The following is a 16,598-nucleotide window of genomic DNA, read 5'->3' as shown; positions in this document are numbered from 1 at the left end:
AAGTTCAGGAGGTACTCCGTGTTCCCGTTTTCAGTGACGCATCCCCGTCAGGTGACACAAAGCGGGCAGCCGGCGACCAATAGCGGCTACGAGCTGATCGCCTTCGACGCTGAGAAACTCAACGTCTTCGCCGCCGAGGTGCGCTACTGCGAACCTCACTGGCACCCGGCGCCGGAGCTTATCACCGTCCTGCATGGCGGTTTCACGCTGGCCGTCGGCCAGCGGGAGTGGCAATTGCGCGCGGGCGATATGTTGTATATCAACGCGGAGGAGGTGCATTCGCTCAGCGCGGAGATGCCCGGTAGCCAACTGGTCACCGTGCAGTTTTCGCCGGGTCTGTTTGATGAAATGCATCCCTCTCCGCGGCTGGAGTGGTGTACCGCCGGGCGTATTGCGCAGAGCGTGGATTGGCAGGTGCGCCAGCGGTTAACGGCGCTGCTGCAACAGCTTGTCGATAACCGTACGCCATTCCAGCGTATCGCGGCGATATATTTGCTGCTTGATGCATTGGTGACGGCAGGAGAGCCTCAGGAGCGTGAGGAGAGCTCGCTACGCGAAGAGTCGATGATTAAAAAAGGAATTGATTATATTAATCTGCATTACGATCGGCCATTGACCTTGAGCGAAGTGGCAGAGCACAGCGGCATGAGCTATTCGTGGTTTTCCCGGCTGTTTAAGCGGGTGAGTCGTTACAACTTTAAAGAGTATCTGACCCTGGTGCGGCTGAATAAGGCTCGCAATCTACTGCGTGATACGCGTACGCCGATCACCGAAATCAGCCATAGCTGCGGTTTTCAGGAGCACAAATACCTGATCGCCGCCTTTAACAAATACTGCGGACTGACGCCGACAGAGTACCGCAAACGCTTTGTTTCGCGGCAAAACGTCCTCGACCAACAGCTGGCGCTCGGCGAGGACTGCGTATGCCTGCCATTAAACGGCCAACTGCTGGCGAGGCTGGCGGTTAGTAATCAATCCCCATCTGCGCTTTGACCCCGGCGTCAAAGGCGTGCTTTACCGGGCGTAGTTCGCTGACGGTGTCAGCTATCTCGATAATCTCGCGGTGGCAGCCGCGGCCGGTAATCATCACCGTTTGATGCGCTGGGCGGTTGCGCAGCGCCGTCAGCACCTCTTCCAGCGGCAGATAGTCGTAAGCCACCATGTAGGTCAGTTCATCCAGCAGTACCAGATCCAGGCTATCGTCGGCGAGCATTCGGCGCCCGTGCTGCCAGACATCGAGACAGGCGGCGGTATCGCTGTCGCGATTTTGCGTATCCCAGGTAAAGCCGGTGGCCATCACCTGGAACTCGACGCCGTGCGGCTCCAGCAAATTACGCTCACCGTTAGGCCAGGTACCTTTGATGAATTGCACCACGCCGGCTTTTTTACCGTGTCCAACCGCGCGGGTGACGGTACCGAAGGCGGCGGTGGTTTTGCCTTTGCCGTTACCGGTAAATACCATGATCAACCCGCGTTCTTGCTGGGCGGCGGCGACCCGCGCATCGACTTTGTCTTTTACCCGCTGCTGGCGCTCGCGGTAGCGTTGATCGCTCATTGGGAGATCCCTGGTTTACGCCCCGGCTGGGCATCGAAGGTCATACCGGTTTTGCGCCGGCTATCATCGCCCATCAGCCATAAATAGACCGGCATGATATCGGCGGGGGTTTTCAGCTTTTGCGGATCTTCTGTCGGGAAGGCGCTGGCGCGCATTTTGGTACGCGTCCCGCCGGGATTAATACAATTTACCCGCAGATGACGGCTTTGGTACTCTTCGGCCAGGACCTGCATCATCCCTTCGGTAGCGAATTTAGAGGCCGCGTAGGCGCCCCAGTTGGCGCGGCCCTGGCGGCCAACGCTGGAAGAGGTAAACACCAGCGAGCCGGAATCGGACTTGAGTAATAAAGGAAGAAGCGCCTGGGTGAGCATAAACGTGCCGTTAACGTTTACCTGCATCACCTGCTGCCATACCTCAGGATCCTGCTGGTCCATCGGACAGACGTCGCCAAGCAGGCCGGCATTGTGCAGCACGCCGTCAAGGCGCGGGTAGTGAATCGCGATTTTCTGCGCCAGCTGCTGGCACTCCTGCGGCGTGCAGGTCAACAGGTCGAGGGTGAACCAGCGTGCCGCAATACCGCCAGCCTGTTCAATTTCTTGCGCGACGCCGCGCAGTTTTTCTTCATTGCGACCAACCAGGACCACGCTTGCGCTGTAGCGCGCATAGGTGAGGGCGGCTTCACGGCCAATGCCGTCGCTGGCGCCGGTGACCAGAATGATACGGTCTTTAAGTAGGTGATATTGCGGTTGATAGTGCACGGCGACTCCTCTGCTGGCCTGCGTACGGCCATGTCTTATTCGGTATCTTACTTTTGCGCTTTATGCCTCAAACGATTGATGATTGCAATCAGTCAAAGGGAAACTCTTCGCAGAATTAATATCTTGCAACGATTTCATTGCGACAAAAAAAACGGGAATGCGCCTCGCAGCGCACGGAAAGCGCAGAGACTTGATGATAAAGGCTGATGTACACTGTGCGTCAACGTCAGTGCTTTACACAAGGTGAAAACGTGGAATTACTTGCTCAGTACGGCTTATTTTTAGCCAAGGCTGCGACTATCGTCGTCGCCATTGCGGTTATCGCCGCCATTATCGTTAATCTGACTCAGCGTAAGAAGCAGCGCGGCGAGCTGCGGGTAACGAATCTTAGCGAGCAATATAAGGAGATGAAAGAAGAGCTGGCGGTGGCGCTGCTGGATGGCCCGCAGCAAAAACTCTGGCATAAAGCGCAGAAGAAAAAACATAAGCAGGAAGCCAAAGAGGCCAAAGCGCGGGCAAAATTGGGTACCGCGGAACCCAGCGGCAAGGCGCGTGTCTGGGTGCTGGATTTCAAAGGCAGTATGGATGCTCACGAGGTAAGCGGCCTGCGCGAAGAAATTACGGCGGTGCTGGCTTCGGCGAAGGCGCGCGACCAGGTGGTGGTGCGTCTGGAAAGCCCTGGCGGGGTGGTTCACGGCTATGGCCTGGCGGCTTCGCAGCTGCAGCGCTTACGTGATAAACAAATCCCGCTAACGGTCGCGGTCGATAAGGTCGCTGCCAGCGGCGGCTATATGATGGCCTGCGTGGCGAACAAAATCGTCTGCGCGCCGTTTGCTATCCTTGGCTCGATTGGCGTAGTGGCGCAGATCCCCAACATCAATCGCTTCCTGAAAAACAAAGACATCGATATTGAACTCCATACCGCCGGGCAATATAAACGCACGTTAACCATGTTGGGCGAGAACACCGAGGAAGGTCGACAGAAGTTTCGCGACGATCTCAATGAAACCCATCAGCTTTTTAAAGATTTCGTCCATCAGATGCGCCCGTCGCTGGATATCGAAAAGGTGGCGACCGGCGAGCACTGGTACGGCGTGCAGGCGCTGGAAAAAGGGCTGGCGGATGCGGTACAAACCAGCGATGAACTCCTGTTGAGCATGATGGATAATCACGATGTGATTAGCGTGCGTTATCAGCAGCGTAAGAAATTGCTCGATCGCGTTACCGGGAGCGCGGCGGAAAGCGCTGACCGTCTATTGTTGCGCTGGTGGCAGCGTGGACAAAAACCGTTAATGTAATAAAAACAACGCGAGGCTGATACCTCGCGTTGTTGTTTCTGGCTGGCTTAAGCCGAGAGCCGGCCCATCAATGACTGGCGATTAATCAACCAGGTGATACTTATCTGACAACTCATGAGCGAGATACTTGAACATGTTAAATACGGCAGTGCTCTTCGCTGTCGGCAAACCTTGTTCATCAAGATAAAACTCGCCGCTGAACACCAAAACCCCGTTACGCTGAACGACGTTGGTGGCTTCAATTCCGGCTAACGTATCTTCATGATCGCGAATGAGTTGGTTGGCAATTTCAAGTAACGCCTGGCGTTCGATGGGTTGGGTTGTACCTTGCATAACGGACTCCTGTAGTTCTTCGCCGGTAGTCTACGCCGCGAGAGGGCAACGGGCAAATTTTCCATTGATTGTGCAGGGGTAATTGCAACTGGCTAAGAAACATCACTTTACTGGCGGAGTTAGCTTTTGCATGCTAATAAAGTTGCGTAACGAATTTTATCAGGTACAGTGTGACGCTTTCAGCGATCTGGCAACAGATTTGCTTGACATTCGGCCAAAAATTCTTCGTGCTATGCAACCTGGCTCGCAAAAGCCAGCAAACTCAGCTATCTGGTTTTATGGATGTGAAACTGGGCGTGCAGAGGGTTGATATCCATCGACGTGGCCGCAACATATCAGGCACGTCGCTAGTGGATGGTGAATCAATGTGCGATGTATTCCTGGATGAATTAAATTAGGTAAAGGTGAATATGGGTAAAGCTCTCGTTATCGTTGAGTCCCCGGCAAAAGCCAAAACGATCAATAAGTATCTGGGTAATGACTACGTGGTGAAATCCAGCGTCGGTCATATCCGCGATTTGCCGACCAGTGGCTCAGCTTCCAAAAAGAGCGCCGACTCTACCTCCACCAAAGGGGCTAAAAAGCCTAAAAAGGATGAACGTGGCGCTCTGGTCAACCGCATGGGCGTGGACCCATGGCACGACTGGAATGCGCATTATGAAGTACTTCCGGGTAAAGAAAAGGTAGTTTCAGAACTCAAACAGTTGGCGGAAAAAGCCGACCACATCTATCTCGCAACCGACCTTGACCGCGAAGGGGAAGCCATTGCCTGGCACCTGCGGGAGGTTATCGGTGGTGATGAGCAACGGTACAGCCGCGTGGTGTTTAACGAAATCACCAAAAACGCGATTCGTCAGGCTTTTGAGAAGCCGGGCGAGCTGAATATCGATCGTGTTAATGCCCAGCAGGCGCGTCGCTTTATGGACCGCGTGGTGGGGTATATGGTTTCTCCACTGCTGTGGAAAAAAATTGCCCGCGGTCTGTCCGCAGGACGCGTGCAGTCTGTCGCAGTCCGCCTGGTCGTTGAACGCGAGCGCGAAATTAAAGCCTTCGTTCCCGAAGAGTTCTGGGAGATCGACGCCAGTACTACCACGCCGGGCGGCGATGCATTACCGCTGCAGGTGACTCACAAGAATGACAAGCCGTTCCGTCCGGTTAACCGCGACGAAACCATGGCTGCCGTCGCGCTGCTGGAAAAAGCGCGCTATAGCGTGCTGGAGCGCGAAGATAAGCCGACCAGCAGCAAGCCGGGCGCGCCGTTTATCACCTCCACGCTGCAGCAGGCCGCCAGTACCCGTCTTGGCTTCGGCGTGAAGAAAACCATGATGATGGCCCAGCGTCTGTATGAAGCCGGCCATATAACCTACATGCGTACCGACTCAACCAACCTGAGTCAGGATGCGCTGAACATGGTTCGCGGCTATATCGGCGATAACTTCGGCAAAAAATACCTGCCTGAAAACGCGAATCAGTACGCCAGCAAAGAAAATTCGCAGGAAGCGCACGAAGCGATTCGTCCTTCTGACGTGAACGTGATGGCGGAATCGCTGAAAGACATGGAAGCCGATGCGCAGAAATTATATCAACTGATTTGGCGTCAGTTCGTCGCCTGTCAGATGACCCCGGCAAAATACGACTCAACCACCCTGACGGTACAGGCTGGCGAGTTCAAACTGAAAGCCCGCGGACGTACGCTTCGCTTTGACGGCTGGACGAAAGTGATGCCAGCGCTGCGTAAAGGCGATGAAGACCGTACGTTACCGGTGGTCAATCAGGGCGACAACCTGAGCCTGGTGGAACTGACCCCAGCGCAGCACTTCACCAAACCGCCTGCGCGTTTCAGCGAAGCCTCGCTGGTGAAAGAGCTGGAAAAACGCGGCATTGGTCGTCCGTCCACTTATGCGTCGATCATTTCGACCATCCAGGACCGCGGCTATGTACGTGCCGAGAACCGTCGTTTTTACGCTGAAAAGATGGGTGAAATCGTCACCGACCGTCTGGAAGAGAACTTCCGCGATCTGATGAACTACGATTTTACCGCCCAGATGGAAGACCGCCTCGATCAGGTGGCTAATCATCAGGCCGAGTGGAAACAGGTACTGGATAACTTCTTTGGCGATTTCACTTCCCAGCTACAGACGGCTGAGAAGGATCCTGAAGAAGGCGGCATGCAGCCGAACCCAATGGTGCTGACCAGCATCGACTGTCCGACCTGCGGGCGTAAAATGGGCATTCGTACCGCCAGTACCGGGGTATTCCTCGGCTGCTCTGGCTACGCGCTGTCGCCGAAAGAGCGTTGCAAAACCACTATTAACCTGGTACCGGAAAACGAAGTCCTCAACGTGCTGGAAGGCGATGATGCCGAAACCAACGCGCTGCGCGCTAAACGTCGCTGTCAGAAATGCGGCACCGCGATGGACAGTTACCTTATCGATCCCAAGCGCAAACTGCATGTCTGCGGCAACAACCCGACCTGCGATGGCTATGAGATTGAAGAGGGCGAGTTCCGTATCAAAGGCTATGACGGCCCTATCGTGGAGTGTGAGAAATGCGGCTCCGAAATGCACCTGAAAATGGGGCGTTTTGGTAAGTACATGGCTTGTACCAACGACGAGTGTAAAAATACGCGTAAGATCCTGCGTAATGGCGAAGTGGCTCCGCCGAAGGAAGATCCGGTGCCTTTACCGGAACTGCCATGCGAGAAGTCCGACGCTTACTTCGTCCTGCGCGATGGCGCGGCGGGCGTTTTCCTGGCGGCAAACACCTTCCCGAAATCGCGTGAAACGCGTGCGCCATTAGTGGAAGAGTTGTACCGCTTCCGCGATCGCCTGCCTGAAAAGCTGCGTTATCTGGCCGATGCGCCGCAGCAGGATCCGGAAGGCAATAAAACGCTGGTACGCTTTAGTCGTAAGACCAAGCAACAGTACGTCTCCTCCGAGAAAGAGGGCAAAGCGACCGGCTGGTCCGCTTTCTTTATCGACGGCAAATGGACTGAAGCGAAAAAGTAACCTTCTGAATGGGCCGCAATGCGGCCCATTTTCTCTCCTGTTATCCACGCGCACCGCCTCGTCGCTCCCGCTTTATAACCGACTTATTATTTTTTGTTACCATCTATACACTGTAGATATAAATGATATAGTGGTTATAGCGAATCACTTTTTTATTATCAAATCGTCTTATACATCATCGGTTTCAGGACGCGTTGTGGCGCTGGTTCGGCGCGCCGCAGGGAATGTCTGGCATTTTGCCGCCAGCAGGCAGCAGTCTGAACGTAATGTGTATTAAGCGGATTCATTTTACGCGTTTACGGATATCAGCCATGAAACTACAGCAACTCCGCTACATCGTTGAGGTTGTTAACCATAACCTGAATGTCTCCTCTACCGCCGAAGGCTTGTATACTTCGCAGCCAGGCATCAGCAAGCAGGTGCGGATGCTGGAAGATGAGTTAGGGATTCAGATATTTGCCCGCAGCGGCAAGCATTTAACTCAGGTCACTCCAGCCGGGCAGGAAATTATCCGCATCGCGCGCGAAGTGCTGTCCAAAGTTGAGGCCATTAAATCCGTGGCAGGGGAGCACACCTGGCCGGATAAAGGCTCATTGTACGTCGCCACCACCCATACTCAGGCGCGTTACGCGCTGCCTGGGGTGATTAAGGGCTTTATTGAGCGTTATCCGCGGGTCTCTTTGCATATGCATCAGGGGTCGCCGACGCAGATTGCAGAAGCGGTTTCGAAGGGCAATGCCGACTTTGCCATTGCTACCGAAGCGCTGCATCTGTACGACGATTTGGTGATGCTGCCGTGCTACCACTGGAACCGCTCAATTGTGGTGACCCCGGATCACCCGCTCGCTTCTAAAGGCTCGGTGACCATTGAAGAGCTGGCGCAGTACCCGCTGGTGACTTATACCTTCGGCTTCACCGGACGTTCCGAACTGGATACCGCGTTTAATCGCGCCGGGCTCACTCCGCGTATCGTCTTCACCGCGACTGATGCCGATGTTATCAAAACCTATGTGCGTTTAGGGCTTGGTGTTGGGGTCATTGCCAGCATGGCGGTCGATCCAGTGTCCGATCCGGACCTGGTAAAACTTGATGCCAATGGTATTTTCAGCCACAGCACCACCAAGATAGGCTTCCGCCGAAGCACCTTCCTCAGAAGTTATATGTATGATTTTATTCAGCGTTTTGCGCCACATTTGACGCGGGATGTGGTAGACACAGCCGTGGCGCTACGTTCGAATGAGGATATTGAGGCGATGTTCAAAGATATTAAACTGCCGGAAAAATAATCGTATTGCTAAATGGCATTTCCTCCGGGGAGTGCCATTTTCTATTATGGACCTTATCAGAACTTATAAACCTCGTTGTAATCACATTTCTGCGTATTTCACTTCATTACTTTTTCATTATACCCGCTGCGATCAAAATAACGGCTAAAAGCCTTTTACCTGTTCCTGAATTAGCTGGATCTATTTTATATATCTTATTAAGATTTATCTGTACCTGATGATTTTAGCAATTGGTGGTGATGAAATGATAAACAATATCGATTATACAAAGCTCGCGATGGCATACCAAAGTGACAAAGCGGAAATCGATCCAACGCTGCGCAGTCAGGTCTGGGGCTCACTACTGGTGGGACTTAGCGCTTTCTGGTGCATCGTTGCATTATTCATCTGGATTATTAGCTAAAGCAGTTTATCAGAGAAAGTTATATTTCACTTTTGTGACAAAAGGAGGTTGGTAAAATTAGCACCCGGAATAGTGAAACACTGTGGAAGAAATTATTTTCCGACTTATCAGCTTTAAATGTTAATCCATCCTGAGCTAATCACGACAAACCGTGATTAGCTCTATTTTGATCACACTTCTTTAGCTGTTTGGAACTTACTTAACCTCATCAAATATCTCCTCGTTGTAATATCGCTATCATCAAATTTTCTGAATTGTACGGTTTTGTCAATTTTAGCAATTTGAGTTGTTATCAAAGTGTTATGTCAGGTTTGTGTTATCTTTAATAAAGACCCTGAGGAGTTCAGGGCATGCATCCCTGTGATAAAGGAGGAGCTATGTCGTCAACACTACGAGCAGCCAGTAAGGATACGCTACAGGTCAAAGACAAAACCTACCATTACTACAGCCTGGCGCTGGCCGCTAAACAACTGGGCGATCTCACTCGACTGCCCAAATCTCTCAAAGTTCTGCTTGAAAACCTCCTGCGCTGGCAGGACGGCGATTCGGTCACCGAACAGGACATTCAGGCGCTGGCCGGCTGGCTGGCGACAGCGCATGCTGACCGCGAAATCGCTTATCGCCCGGCACGCGTGCTGATGCAGGATTTCACCGGCGTACCGGCGGTGGTCGATTTAGCTGCCATGCGCGAAGCGGTAAAACGTCTGGGCGGCGATACGGCGAAAGTGAATCCGCTCTCGCCGGTTGACCTGGTGATTGACCACTCGGTGACGGTGGACCGTTTTGGTAATGAAAACGCTTTTGAAGACAACGTGCGTCTTGAAATGGAGCGGAACCACGAGCGTTATGCTTTCCTGCGCTGGGGACAGCAGGCCTTTAGCCGCTTTAGTGTTGTGCCGCCGGGTACCGGGATCTGCCACCAGGTGAACCTTGAATATCTCGGCCGTGCCGTCTGGAGCGAACTGCAGAATGGCGAATGGGTGGCGTACCCGGATACGCTGGTGGGTACCGATTCGCACACCACCATGATCAACGGCCTTGGCGTATTAGGGTGGGGCGTCGGTGGGATTGAAGCGGAAGCCGCGATGCTTGGCCAGCCGGTATCCATGCTCATTCCCGATGTCGTTGGTTTCAAGCTGACCGGTAAACTGCGTGAAGGGATCACCGCGACCGACCTGGTGCTGACAGTGACCCAGATGCTGCGCAAACACGGTGTGGTAGGCAAGTTCGTCGAATTCTATGGCGATGGTCTCGACTCGTTACCGCTGGCCGACCGGGCGACCATTGCGAATATGTCGCCGGAATATGGCGCGACCTGCGGATTCTTCCCGATCGATGCAGTGACCCTCAGCTATATGCGCCTGAGCGGGCGCAGCGAAGAGCAGGTGGCGTTGGTTGAAGCTTATGCCAAAGCGCAGGGTATGTGGCGGCAGACGGGCGATGAGCCGGTCTTTACCAGCACCCTGGCGCTGGATATGGGCACGGTTGAGGCCAGCCTCGCCGGGCCGAAACGGCCGCAGGATCGCGTCGCGTTGGGCGATGTGCCGAAAGCGTTTGCCGCCAGTAACGAACTGGAAGTGAATCAAACGCAAAAATCGCGCCAGCCGGTTGATTATACGCTTAATGGGCAACGCTATTCGCTGCCGGAAGGCGCGGTGGCGATTGCGGCAATCACCTCATGTACCAATACCTCCAACCCGAGCGTGCTGATGGCCGCCGGCCTGCTGGCGAAGAACGCCGTTGAGCGCGGCCTGAAACCGCAGCCGTGGGTGAAAGCCTCGCTGGCGCCGGGTTCGAAAGTGGTTTCTGATTATCTGGCGCATGCCGGGTTGACGCCTTATCTTGATGAGTTGGGCTTTAACCTCGTAGGGTACGGTTGCACAACCTGTATCGGTAACTCCGGGCCGCTGCCGGAACCTATCGAAGAGGCAATCAAAAAAGGTGACCTGACCGTCGGCGCAGTGCTCTCCGGCAACCGTAACTTCGAAGGTCGTATCCATCCGCTGGTGAAAACCAACTGGCTGGCGTCGCCACCGCTGGTCGTGGCTTATGCGCTGGCTGGCAATATGAACATTGACCTGACCCGTGAACCGCTCGGCGTCGGTAAAGACGGTAAGCCGGTGTTCCTGAAGGATATCTGGCCGAGCGGCGAGGAGATTGCTCGCGCGGTGCAGCAGGTTTCCACCGACATGTTCCGTAAAGAGTATGCCGAAGTCTTCGAAGGCACCGAGGAGTGGAAAGCGATTCAGGTTGAGCGTTCCGATACCTATCGCTGGCAGGATGACTCTACCTATATTCGCCTGTCGCCGTTCTTTGATGAGATGGAGGTTGAGCCGAAACCGGTAGAAGATATTCACGGCGCCCGGATCCTGGCGATGTTAGGCGATTCAGTGACCACCGACCATATCTCTCCGGCAGGAAGCATCAAGGCAGATAGCCCGGCAGGACGCTATTTGCAGGAGCACGGCGTGGCGCGCGGTGATTTCAACTCTTATGGGTCGCGACGCGGTAACCATGAAGTCATGATGCGCGGCACCTTTGCGAATATCCGTATCCGCAACGAAATGGTGCCGGGCGTGGAAGGGGGAATGACGCGTCATTTGCCGGACACGCAGCCTATCGCCATCTACGATGCGGCTATGCTGTACAAAGCTGAAGGTACCCCTCTGGCGGTGATCGCCGGTAAAGAGTATGGCTCAGGCTCCAGCCGCGACTGGGCGGCAAAAGGGCCGCGTCTGTTGGGCGTGCGGGTGGTCATTGCCGAGTCCTTCGAGCGTATTCACCGCTCCAACCTCATTGGGATGGGAATATTACCGCTGGAGTTCCCGCAGGGCGTGACGCGTAAAACGCTACAGCTGACCGGCGAAGAGCGGATCGATATCAGTAACCTGCAGGCGCTGCATCCTGCGGCAACGGTTCCAGTCACGATTACCCGCGCCGATGGACAGCAGGAGGTCATTCAGTGTCGCTGTCGTATCGATACTGCGACAGAACTGACTTACTATCAGAACGACGGCATTCTGCATTATGTGATTCGTAATATGCTGTAAAAGAAAGGGCCAGCGAATGCTGGCCCTGATTCATTCTGGAGCTGATTTATTTATTCAGCAGATGCCCCATCTTGGCAGCTTTGGTATCGAGATAGTGTTCGTTTTTCGGGTTACGCCCGACGATCAGCGGCACGCGCTCGACGATATTGATCCCCGCTTCAGTCAGAATTTCGACTTTCTTCGGGTTGTTGGTCAACAGGCGAACCTGCTCTACGCCGAGCAGTTTGAACATGTCGGCGCATAGCGTAAAGTCGCGCTCATCGGCGGCAAAGCCGAGCTGGTGGTTGGCTTCGACGGTATCGTAGCCTTGATCCTGTAGCGCGTAAGCGCGAATTTTATTTAGCAAACCGATATTTCGGCCTTCCTGACGGTGATAGAGCAGGATCCCGCGCCCCTCTTCAGCGATGTGCGACAGCGCCGCTTCCAGCTGAAAACCGCAATCACAACGCAGACTAAAAAGGGCATCGCCCGTCAGACATTCTGAATGTACGCGAGCCAGTACCGGGGCTTGCCCCGAAATATCGCCATACACCAGCGCGACATGATCCTGCCCGGTTGCCAGTTCTTCAAAGCCCACCATCAGGAAATCGCCCCAGGGGGTTGGCAGTTTGGCTTCTGCCACACGTTTAAGCTGCATGTGATTCTCCAGATTCTGACAGCACCTGAATGTGCTTTCTGTTTACTACTATTTTGCCACAACGCCGCGACGTTCTCCTAATTACCAACGACCGCCAGCGCGGAAAGCGCACAAACGATCTACTTTCCGTTATGATATTCAGAAGGAAAGAGAAGGAGATACGATGCTGTTAATTGCCAAAAGGACCGCCATCGGGGCGGCGCTATTGCTTGTTATGCCCGTTATAGTCTGGCTCTCCGGCTGGCAGTGGCAGCCGGGTCAAGCACCGGCCATGTTGAAAATGTGGTACTGGGTGACTGAAACCGTCACCCAGCCGTGGGGAATAATTACTCACGTAGCGCTATTTGGCTGGTTTTTGTGGTGTTTACGATTTCGTCTGCGCGAAGCGCTGGTGCTGTTTCTCATTCTCGGCACCGCTATCCTGGCAGGACAGGGGCTTAAATCCTGGATCAAAGAACGGGTGCAGGAACCACGGCCGTTTGTGATTTGGTTAGAAAGAACCCAACAGGTTCCGGTGGCGCAATTCTATGAGTTAAAACGTAAAGAACGCGCTAAACTGGTGCATGAGCAATTGGCTGAACAACAGACAATACCGGGGTTCTTGCGTAAACACTGGCAAAAAGAGACCGGTTTTGCCTTTCCGTCCGGCCATACCATGTTTGCCGCCAGTTGGGCGCTACTGGGGGTAGGGCTGTTGTGGCCGCGCCGGCGCTGGGTAACTATCGGTTTGCTGTTGGGTTGGGCTACTGCGGTCATGGGCAGTCGTCTGGCGTTGGGTATGCACTGGCCGCAGGATCTTATCGTGGCGACCAGCCTTTCATGGCTGCTGGTTACCGCGGCGACCTGGCTCACGCAGCGTTTTTGCGGCCCGTTAACCCCGCCTGTTGAAGAGGCGAGCGATATCAAAAAACGCGCAACCTGACGGCGTTTATGTTGAATTTCGCGGCATCTGGCCGCATATCATGATGGGGGTCATGCTTTTCCATTTCACCACTGCGGTGAAAATGATACTTTATAGGGCTTGAACGCGTTTTACTCGCGCCACCCACAGAACGGGAAGTCATGTGAAATATTTACTTATTTTCTTACTGGTATTAGCTATCTTCGTCATCTCTGTGACGCTGGGCGCGCAAAATGACCAACTGGTCACGTTCAACTATTTGCTTGCCCAGGGTGAGTTCCGTATCTCCACGCTGCTGGCGGTACTGTTTGCTGGCGGATTTGCCATTGGTTGGCTGATCTGTGGTCTGTTCTGGCTGCGGGTACGTGTGTTGTTGGCGCGCGCCGAGCGTAAAATTAAACGCCTGGAGCAGCAGATCGCGCCAGTGGCCGCGGCGCCCGCTGATGCCGGCGTCCCTGCGGTCAAGGAATAACCTTCTATGCTGGAGTTGTTGTTTCTGCTTCTTCCCGTTGCCGCTGCCTATGGATGGTATATGGGGCGCAGGAGCGCACAACAGTCCAAACAGGACGATGCTAGTCGCCTGTCGCGTGATTACGTGGCCGGGGTCAACTTCCTGCTGAGCAATCAGCAGGACAAAGCCGTAGATCTGTTCCTCGATATGTTAAAAGAGGACACCGGCACCGTCGAAGCTCATCTGACGCTTGGCAACCTGTTTCGTTCCCGTGGCGAAGTTGACCGCGCCATCCGTATTCACCAAAGCCTGATGGAGAGCGCCTCGCTCACCTACGATCAACGCCTGCTCGCCGTCCAACAGTTGGGGCGCGATTATATGGCCGCCGGCTTGTACGATCGCGCGGAAGATATGTTCAAGCAACTGGTGGATGAAACCGACTTCCGCCTGGGCGCGCTACAACAACTGCTGCAGATTTATCAACTGACCAGCGATTGGCAGTCCGCGATTGAAGTCGCCGAACGGCTGGTAAAATTGGGCAAAGAAAAACATCGCAGCGACATCGCCAACTTCTGGTGTGAACTGGCGCTACAGCAGATGGCCAGCAACGATCTCGATAAAGCGATGACGCTGCTGAAGAAAGGCGCGTCTGCGGACCGCAACAGCGCCCGCGTCTCGATTATGATGGGGCGCGTGTGGATGGAAAAAGGCGACTACGCGAAAGCGGTAGAAAGCCTGGAACGGGTGATTGGCCAGGATAAAGAACTGGTGGGTGAAACCCTGGAAATGCTGCAAACCTGTTATCAGCAGTTGGGTAAGCATGCGGAGTGGGAAGCGTTCTTGCGCCGCTGTGTAGAAGAGAACACCGGTGCGACGGCGGAACTCATGCTGGCGCAGATTATCGAGCAGCAGGAGGGGGCGGAAGCGGCGCAAAGCTATGTAACTCGCCAGTTGGAACGCCACCCAACGATGCGCGTGTTCCATAAACTGATGGACTACCATCTTAATGAGGCGGAAGAAGGGCGCGCGAAGGCGAGTCTGGGGGTTTTGCGTAACATGGTTGGTGAACAGGTGCGGAGCAAACCGCGCTACCGCTGCCAGAAGTGCGGTTTTACTTCCCACACCCTGTACTGGCACTGCCCGTCCTGCCGCTCGTGGGCGACTATCAAGCCGATTCGCGGCCTGGATGGTCAGTAACTTCTAAAAAAAGCCAGACTTTAGTTACAACATACTTATCTGGGTTTTACCATGCCCAATCCTGTTGCCGCGTGCCCGTTTTTGTCTGTAGAGGGGCAAAAGCAGCCTGTCATTTTCCCCACTTCGCAGGTAGAATGCTGCCCGTTTACCTTTTTTGCGCCCTGGCGGCGCTCATCCACAATTAAGGTCCGGTCATGACGTCTACTGCTACCTCTTCTCCTCGCGTTATCACATCCTCTCCCGTCGTTGTTGCGCTTGATTATGATAACCGTGACAAGGCGTTAGCCTTTGTTGATCGAATCGATCCCCGCGACTGCCGGTTGAAAGTAGGTAAGGAGATGTTCACGCTGCTGGGGCCGCAGTTTGTTCGCGACCTGCATCAACGCGGCTTTGAAGTGTTCCTCGACCTGAAATTCCACGATATTCCTAATACCACCGCACGTGCGGTCGCCGCTGCGGCGGAACTCGGCGTATGGATGGTGAACGTTCACGCCTCCGGCGGCGCGCGTATGATGACGGCTGCCCGCGAGGCGCTGTTGCCGTTCGGAAAAGAGGCGCCGTTACTGATTGCGGTCACCGTATTGACCAGCATGGAAGCCAGCGATTTGCAGGACCTTGGCATCACGCTTTCTCCTGCCGATCATGCCGCTAAACTGGCTGCGCTAACCAAACGCTGTGGTCTCGACGGCGTAGTCTGTTCCGCGCAGGAAGCCGTCCGCTTTAAGCAGGAGTTAGGGCAGGAATTTAAGTTAGTCACGCCAGGGATCCGCCCTACAGGCAGCGATGCTGGCGACCAGCGCCGAATCATGACCCCGGAACAGGCGCAGCAGGCGGGAGTTGATTATATGGTGATTGGTCGCCCGGTTACCCAGTCTGCCGATCCGGCGGCAACGCTTGCGGCAATCAACGCATCGCTGAAGCAGGGGGCGTAATGAGTGATTCTAATAGCCGCCTGGTTTACTCCACCGATAGCGGCCGTATCGAAGAGCCGAAAGCGGCGCCGCAACGAGCGAAAGGCGATGGCATCGTGCGTATTCAACGCCAGACCAGCGGGCGCAAAGGAAAGGGCGTCTGCCTGATTACCGGCATCGATCTGGATGACGACGCGCTGGCGAAGCTGGCCGCTGAGCTTAAAAAGAAATGCGGCTGCGGCGGTTCACTGAAAGATGGAGTGATTGAAATTCAGGGGGATAAACGCGACTTGCTGAAATCACTGCTGGAAGCCAAAGGGATGAAAGTGAAATTAGCGGGTGGCTAAGATAATTTCTATGAAATAAACAACAAGGCCACGGTATTTACCGTGGCCTTAATTATTTGTAGATGCGTGAGTCAGTAACTACGAAATTATTATTAATTTAATATGCGGGGTGGTTATTTGCCAACCTGGTGGCCAATGATGCCGCCAACCGCTGCGCCACCCAGGGTGCCCAGGGTGCTGCCGTCAGTTAATACCGCGCCGCCCAGTGCGCCGGCGCCGGCGCCGATTGCGGTGTTACGGTCGCGTTTAGACCAGTGAGAGCAAGCGCTCAGAGACATTACTACAGTAACCGCCAGTACGGCCGCAGCCATTTTTTTGCTCATCGAAGTCATCATTTTATTCTCCTGAATAATCTATTCATGGATACAACTTCCTTTAAGCATAGCAACAGGCTATGACTTACGGGTTATTCCATGAAACTTAAGTTGCGCAGGTGTTGCTCTAATCACGCAGGTGATAGTCA

16 protein-coding genes are annotated in these 16,598 nt (G+C 54.3%); 11 read left to right on the top strand and 5 right to left on the bottom strand.

Annotated elements, in window-relative coordinates; all coding sequences use genetic code 11:
- Positions 1-18: 18 nt before the first annotated feature.
- Positions 19-993: an AraC family transcriptional regulator gene (locus ABLV08_RS14835; protein ID WP_015366218.1), complete on the top strand. Its 975-nt coding sequence runs from the start codon at positions 19-21 to the stop codon at positions 991-993.
- On the opposite strand, the gene cobO is transcribed toward ABLV08_RS14835, so the two are convergent.
- Positions 965-1,555, bottom strand: a complete 591-nt coding sequence (gene cobO / locus ABLV08_RS14830) for a cob(I)yrinic acid a,c-diamide adenosyltransferase (RefSeq protein WP_015366219.1) — start codon at positions 1,553-1,555, stop codon at positions 965-967. The genes ABLV08_RS14835 and cobO overlap by 29 nt on opposite strands.
- Entirely contained in the window at positions 1,552-2,313 is a 762-nt protein-coding gene (locus tag ABLV08_RS14825) for a YciK family oxidoreductase (protein WP_015366220.1), read from the bottom strand. Before ABLV08_RS14825 ends, cobO begins: the two co-directional genes overlap by 4 nt.
- A gap of 251 nt (positions 2,314-2,564) precedes the next feature.
- On the opposite strand from ABLV08_RS14825, the gene sohB reads away from it, so the two are divergent.
- Complete coding sequence (sohB, locus tag ABLV08_RS14820; RefSeq protein ID WP_015366221.1) at positions 2,565-3,611, top strand: protease SohB; 1,047 nt, start codon at positions 2,565-2,567, stop codon at positions 3,609-3,611.
- 81 nt (positions 3,612-3,692) lie between these two features.
- On the opposite strand, the gene ABLV08_RS14815 is transcribed toward sohB, so the two are convergent.
- The gene (locus ABLV08_RS14815; RefSeq protein ID WP_015366222.1) at positions 3,693-3,944 is read right to left on the bottom strand and encodes a YciN family protein; all 252 of its coding nucleotides are present in this window, start codon (positions 3,942-3,944) and stop codon (positions 3,693-3,695) included.
- A 410-nt stretch (positions 3,945-4,354) separates the two neighbouring features.
- On the opposite strand from ABLV08_RS14815, the gene topA reads away from it, so the two are divergent.
- From topA to acnA, 4 genes are all read left to right on the top strand, one after another.
- Positions 4,355-6,952 carry a type I DNA topoisomerase gene (gene topA, locus ABLV08_RS14810; protein ID WP_072383743.1) on the top strand — a complete coding sequence of 866 codons (2,598 nt, stop codon included), beginning with the start codon at positions 4,355-4,357 and terminating at the stop codon, positions 6,950-6,952.
- A gap of 311 nt (positions 6,953-7,263) precedes the next feature.
- Positions 7,264-8,238 carry an HTH-type transcriptional regulator CysB gene (gene cysB, locus ABLV08_RS14805; RefSeq protein WP_015705738.1) on the top strand — a complete coding sequence of 325 codons (975 nt, stop codon included), beginning with the start codon at positions 7,264-7,266 and terminating at the stop codon, positions 8,236-8,238.
- Positions 8,239-8,482: 244 nt separating this feature from the next.
- The gene (locus ABLV08_RS14800) at positions 8,483-8,641 is read left to right on the top strand and encodes a YmiA family putative membrane protein (protein WP_020078578.1); all 159 of its coding nucleotides are present in this window, start codon (positions 8,483-8,485) and stop codon (positions 8,639-8,641) included.
- Positions 8,642-9,018: 377 nt separating this feature from the next.
- The gene (gene acnA / locus ABLV08_RS14795; protein WP_015705737.1) at positions 9,019-11,691 is read left to right on the top strand and encodes an aconitate hydratase AcnA; all 2,673 of its coding nucleotides are present in this window, start codon (positions 9,019-9,021) and stop codon (positions 11,689-11,691) included.
- Positions 11,692-11,737: 46 nt separating this feature from the next.
- On the opposite strand, the gene ribA is transcribed toward acnA, so the two are convergent.
- Positions 11,738-12,328 (bottom strand): GTP cyclohydrolase II, encoded by a 591-nt coding sequence (gene ribA / locus ABLV08_RS14790; protein ID WP_015366227.1) that lies wholly within the window; start codon positions 12,326-12,328, stop codon positions 11,738-11,740.
- Between the two features lie 163 nt (positions 12,329-12,491).
- On the opposite strand from ribA, the gene pgpB reads away from it, so the two are divergent.
- The 5 genes from pgpB to yciH all read left to right on the top strand — a co-directional run bounded on the left by pgpB (position 12,492) and on the right by yciH (position 16,135).
- Positions 12,492-13,250, top strand: coding sequence for a phosphatidylglycerophosphatase B (pgpB, locus tag ABLV08_RS14785; protein WP_320896746.1), 759 nt, complete (start codon positions 12,492-12,494; stop codon positions 13,248-13,250).
- Positions 13,251-13,392: 142 nt separating this feature from the next.
- Positions 13,393-13,701, top strand: a complete 309-nt coding sequence (locus tag ABLV08_RS14780; RefSeq protein ID WP_072383741.1) for a LapA family protein — start codon at positions 13,393-13,395, stop codon at positions 13,699-13,701.
- A 6-nt stretch (positions 13,702-13,707) separates the two neighbouring features.
- Positions 13,708-14,877: a lipopolysaccharide assembly protein LapB gene (gene lapB / locus ABLV08_RS14775; protein ID WP_015366230.1), complete on the top strand. Its 1,170-nt coding sequence runs from the start codon at positions 13,708-13,710 to the stop codon at positions 14,875-14,877.
- Between the two features lie 194 nt (positions 14,878-15,071).
- The gene (gene pyrF, locus ABLV08_RS14770) at positions 15,072-15,809 is read left to right on the top strand and encodes an orotidine-5'-phosphate decarboxylase (RefSeq protein ID WP_015705735.1); all 738 of its coding nucleotides are present in this window, start codon (positions 15,072-15,074) and stop codon (positions 15,807-15,809) included.
- The gene (gene yciH / locus ABLV08_RS14765) at positions 15,809-16,135 is read left to right on the top strand and encodes a stress response translation initiation inhibitor YciH (RefSeq protein WP_015705734.1); all 327 of its coding nucleotides are present in this window, start codon (positions 15,809-15,811) and stop codon (positions 16,133-16,135) included. Before pyrF ends, yciH begins: the two co-directional genes overlap by 1 nt.
- A 113-nt stretch (positions 16,136-16,248) precedes the next feature.
- Here the strand turns inward: yciH and osmB are convergent, their stop codons facing one another.
- Positions 16,249-16,467, bottom strand: coding sequence for an osmotically-inducible lipoprotein OsmB (osmB, locus tag ABLV08_RS14760; RefSeq protein ID WP_026612282.1), 219 nt, complete (start codon positions 16,465-16,467; stop codon positions 16,249-16,251).
- Positions 16,468-16,598 lie beyond the last annotated feature (131 nt).

The sequence above is a fragment of the Klebsiella sp. CN_Kp088 genome (assembly GCF_040064335.1).
Classification (GTDB): Bacteria; Pseudomonadota; Gammaproteobacteria; order Enterobacterales; family Enterobacteriaceae; genus Klebsiella; species Klebsiella aerogenes.
This window is presented reverse-complemented; position numbering and strand designations above follow the sequence as displayed.

Excerpts from the sequence above, each read along its gene's own strand:
- cobO (WP_015366219.1), bottom strand. The coding sequence starts at position 1,555 with ATGAGCGATCAACGCTACCGCGAGCGCCAGCAGCGGGTAAAAGACAAA.
- ABLV08_RS14815 (WP_015366222.1), bottom strand. The coding sequence starts at position 3,944 with ATGCAAGGTACAACCCAACCCATCGAACGCCAGGCGTTACTTGAAATT.
- topA (WP_072383743.1), top strand. The coding sequence starts at position 4,355 with ATGGGTAAAGCTCTCGTTATCGTTGAGTCCCCGGCAAAAGCCAAAACG.
- cysB (WP_015705738.1), top strand. The coding sequence starts at position 7,264 with ATGAAACTACAGCAACTCCGCTACATCGTTGAGGTTGTTAACCATAAC.
- ABLV08_RS14800 (WP_020078578.1), top strand. The coding sequence starts at position 8,483 with ATGATAAACAATATCGATTATACAAAGCTCGCGATGGCATACCAAAGT.
- acnA (WP_015705737.1), top strand. The coding sequence starts at position 9,019 with ATGTCGTCAACACTACGAGCAGCCAGTAAGGATACGCTACAGGTCAAA.
- ribA (WP_015366227.1), bottom strand. The coding sequence starts at position 12,328 with ATGCAGCTTAAACGTGTGGCAGAAGCCAAACTGCCAACCCCCTGGGGC.
- pgpB (WP_320896746.1), top strand. The coding sequence starts at position 12,492 with ATGCTGTTAATTGCCAAAAGGACCGCCATCGGGGCGGCGCTATTGCTT.
- lapB (WP_015366230.1), top strand. The coding sequence starts at position 13,708 with ATGCTGGAGTTGTTGTTTCTGCTTCTTCCCGTTGCCGCTGCCTATGGA.
- pyrF (WP_015705735.1), top strand. The coding sequence starts at position 15,072 with ATGACGTCTACTGCTACCTCTTCTCCTCGCGTTATCACATCCTCTCCC.
- yciH (WP_015705734.1), top strand. The coding sequence starts at position 15,809 with ATGAGTGATTCTAATAGCCGCCTGGTTTACTCCACCGATAGCGGCCGT.
- osmB (WP_026612282.1), bottom strand. The coding sequence starts at position 16,467 with ATGACTTCGATGAGCAAAAAAATGGCTGCGGCCGTACTGGCGGTTACT.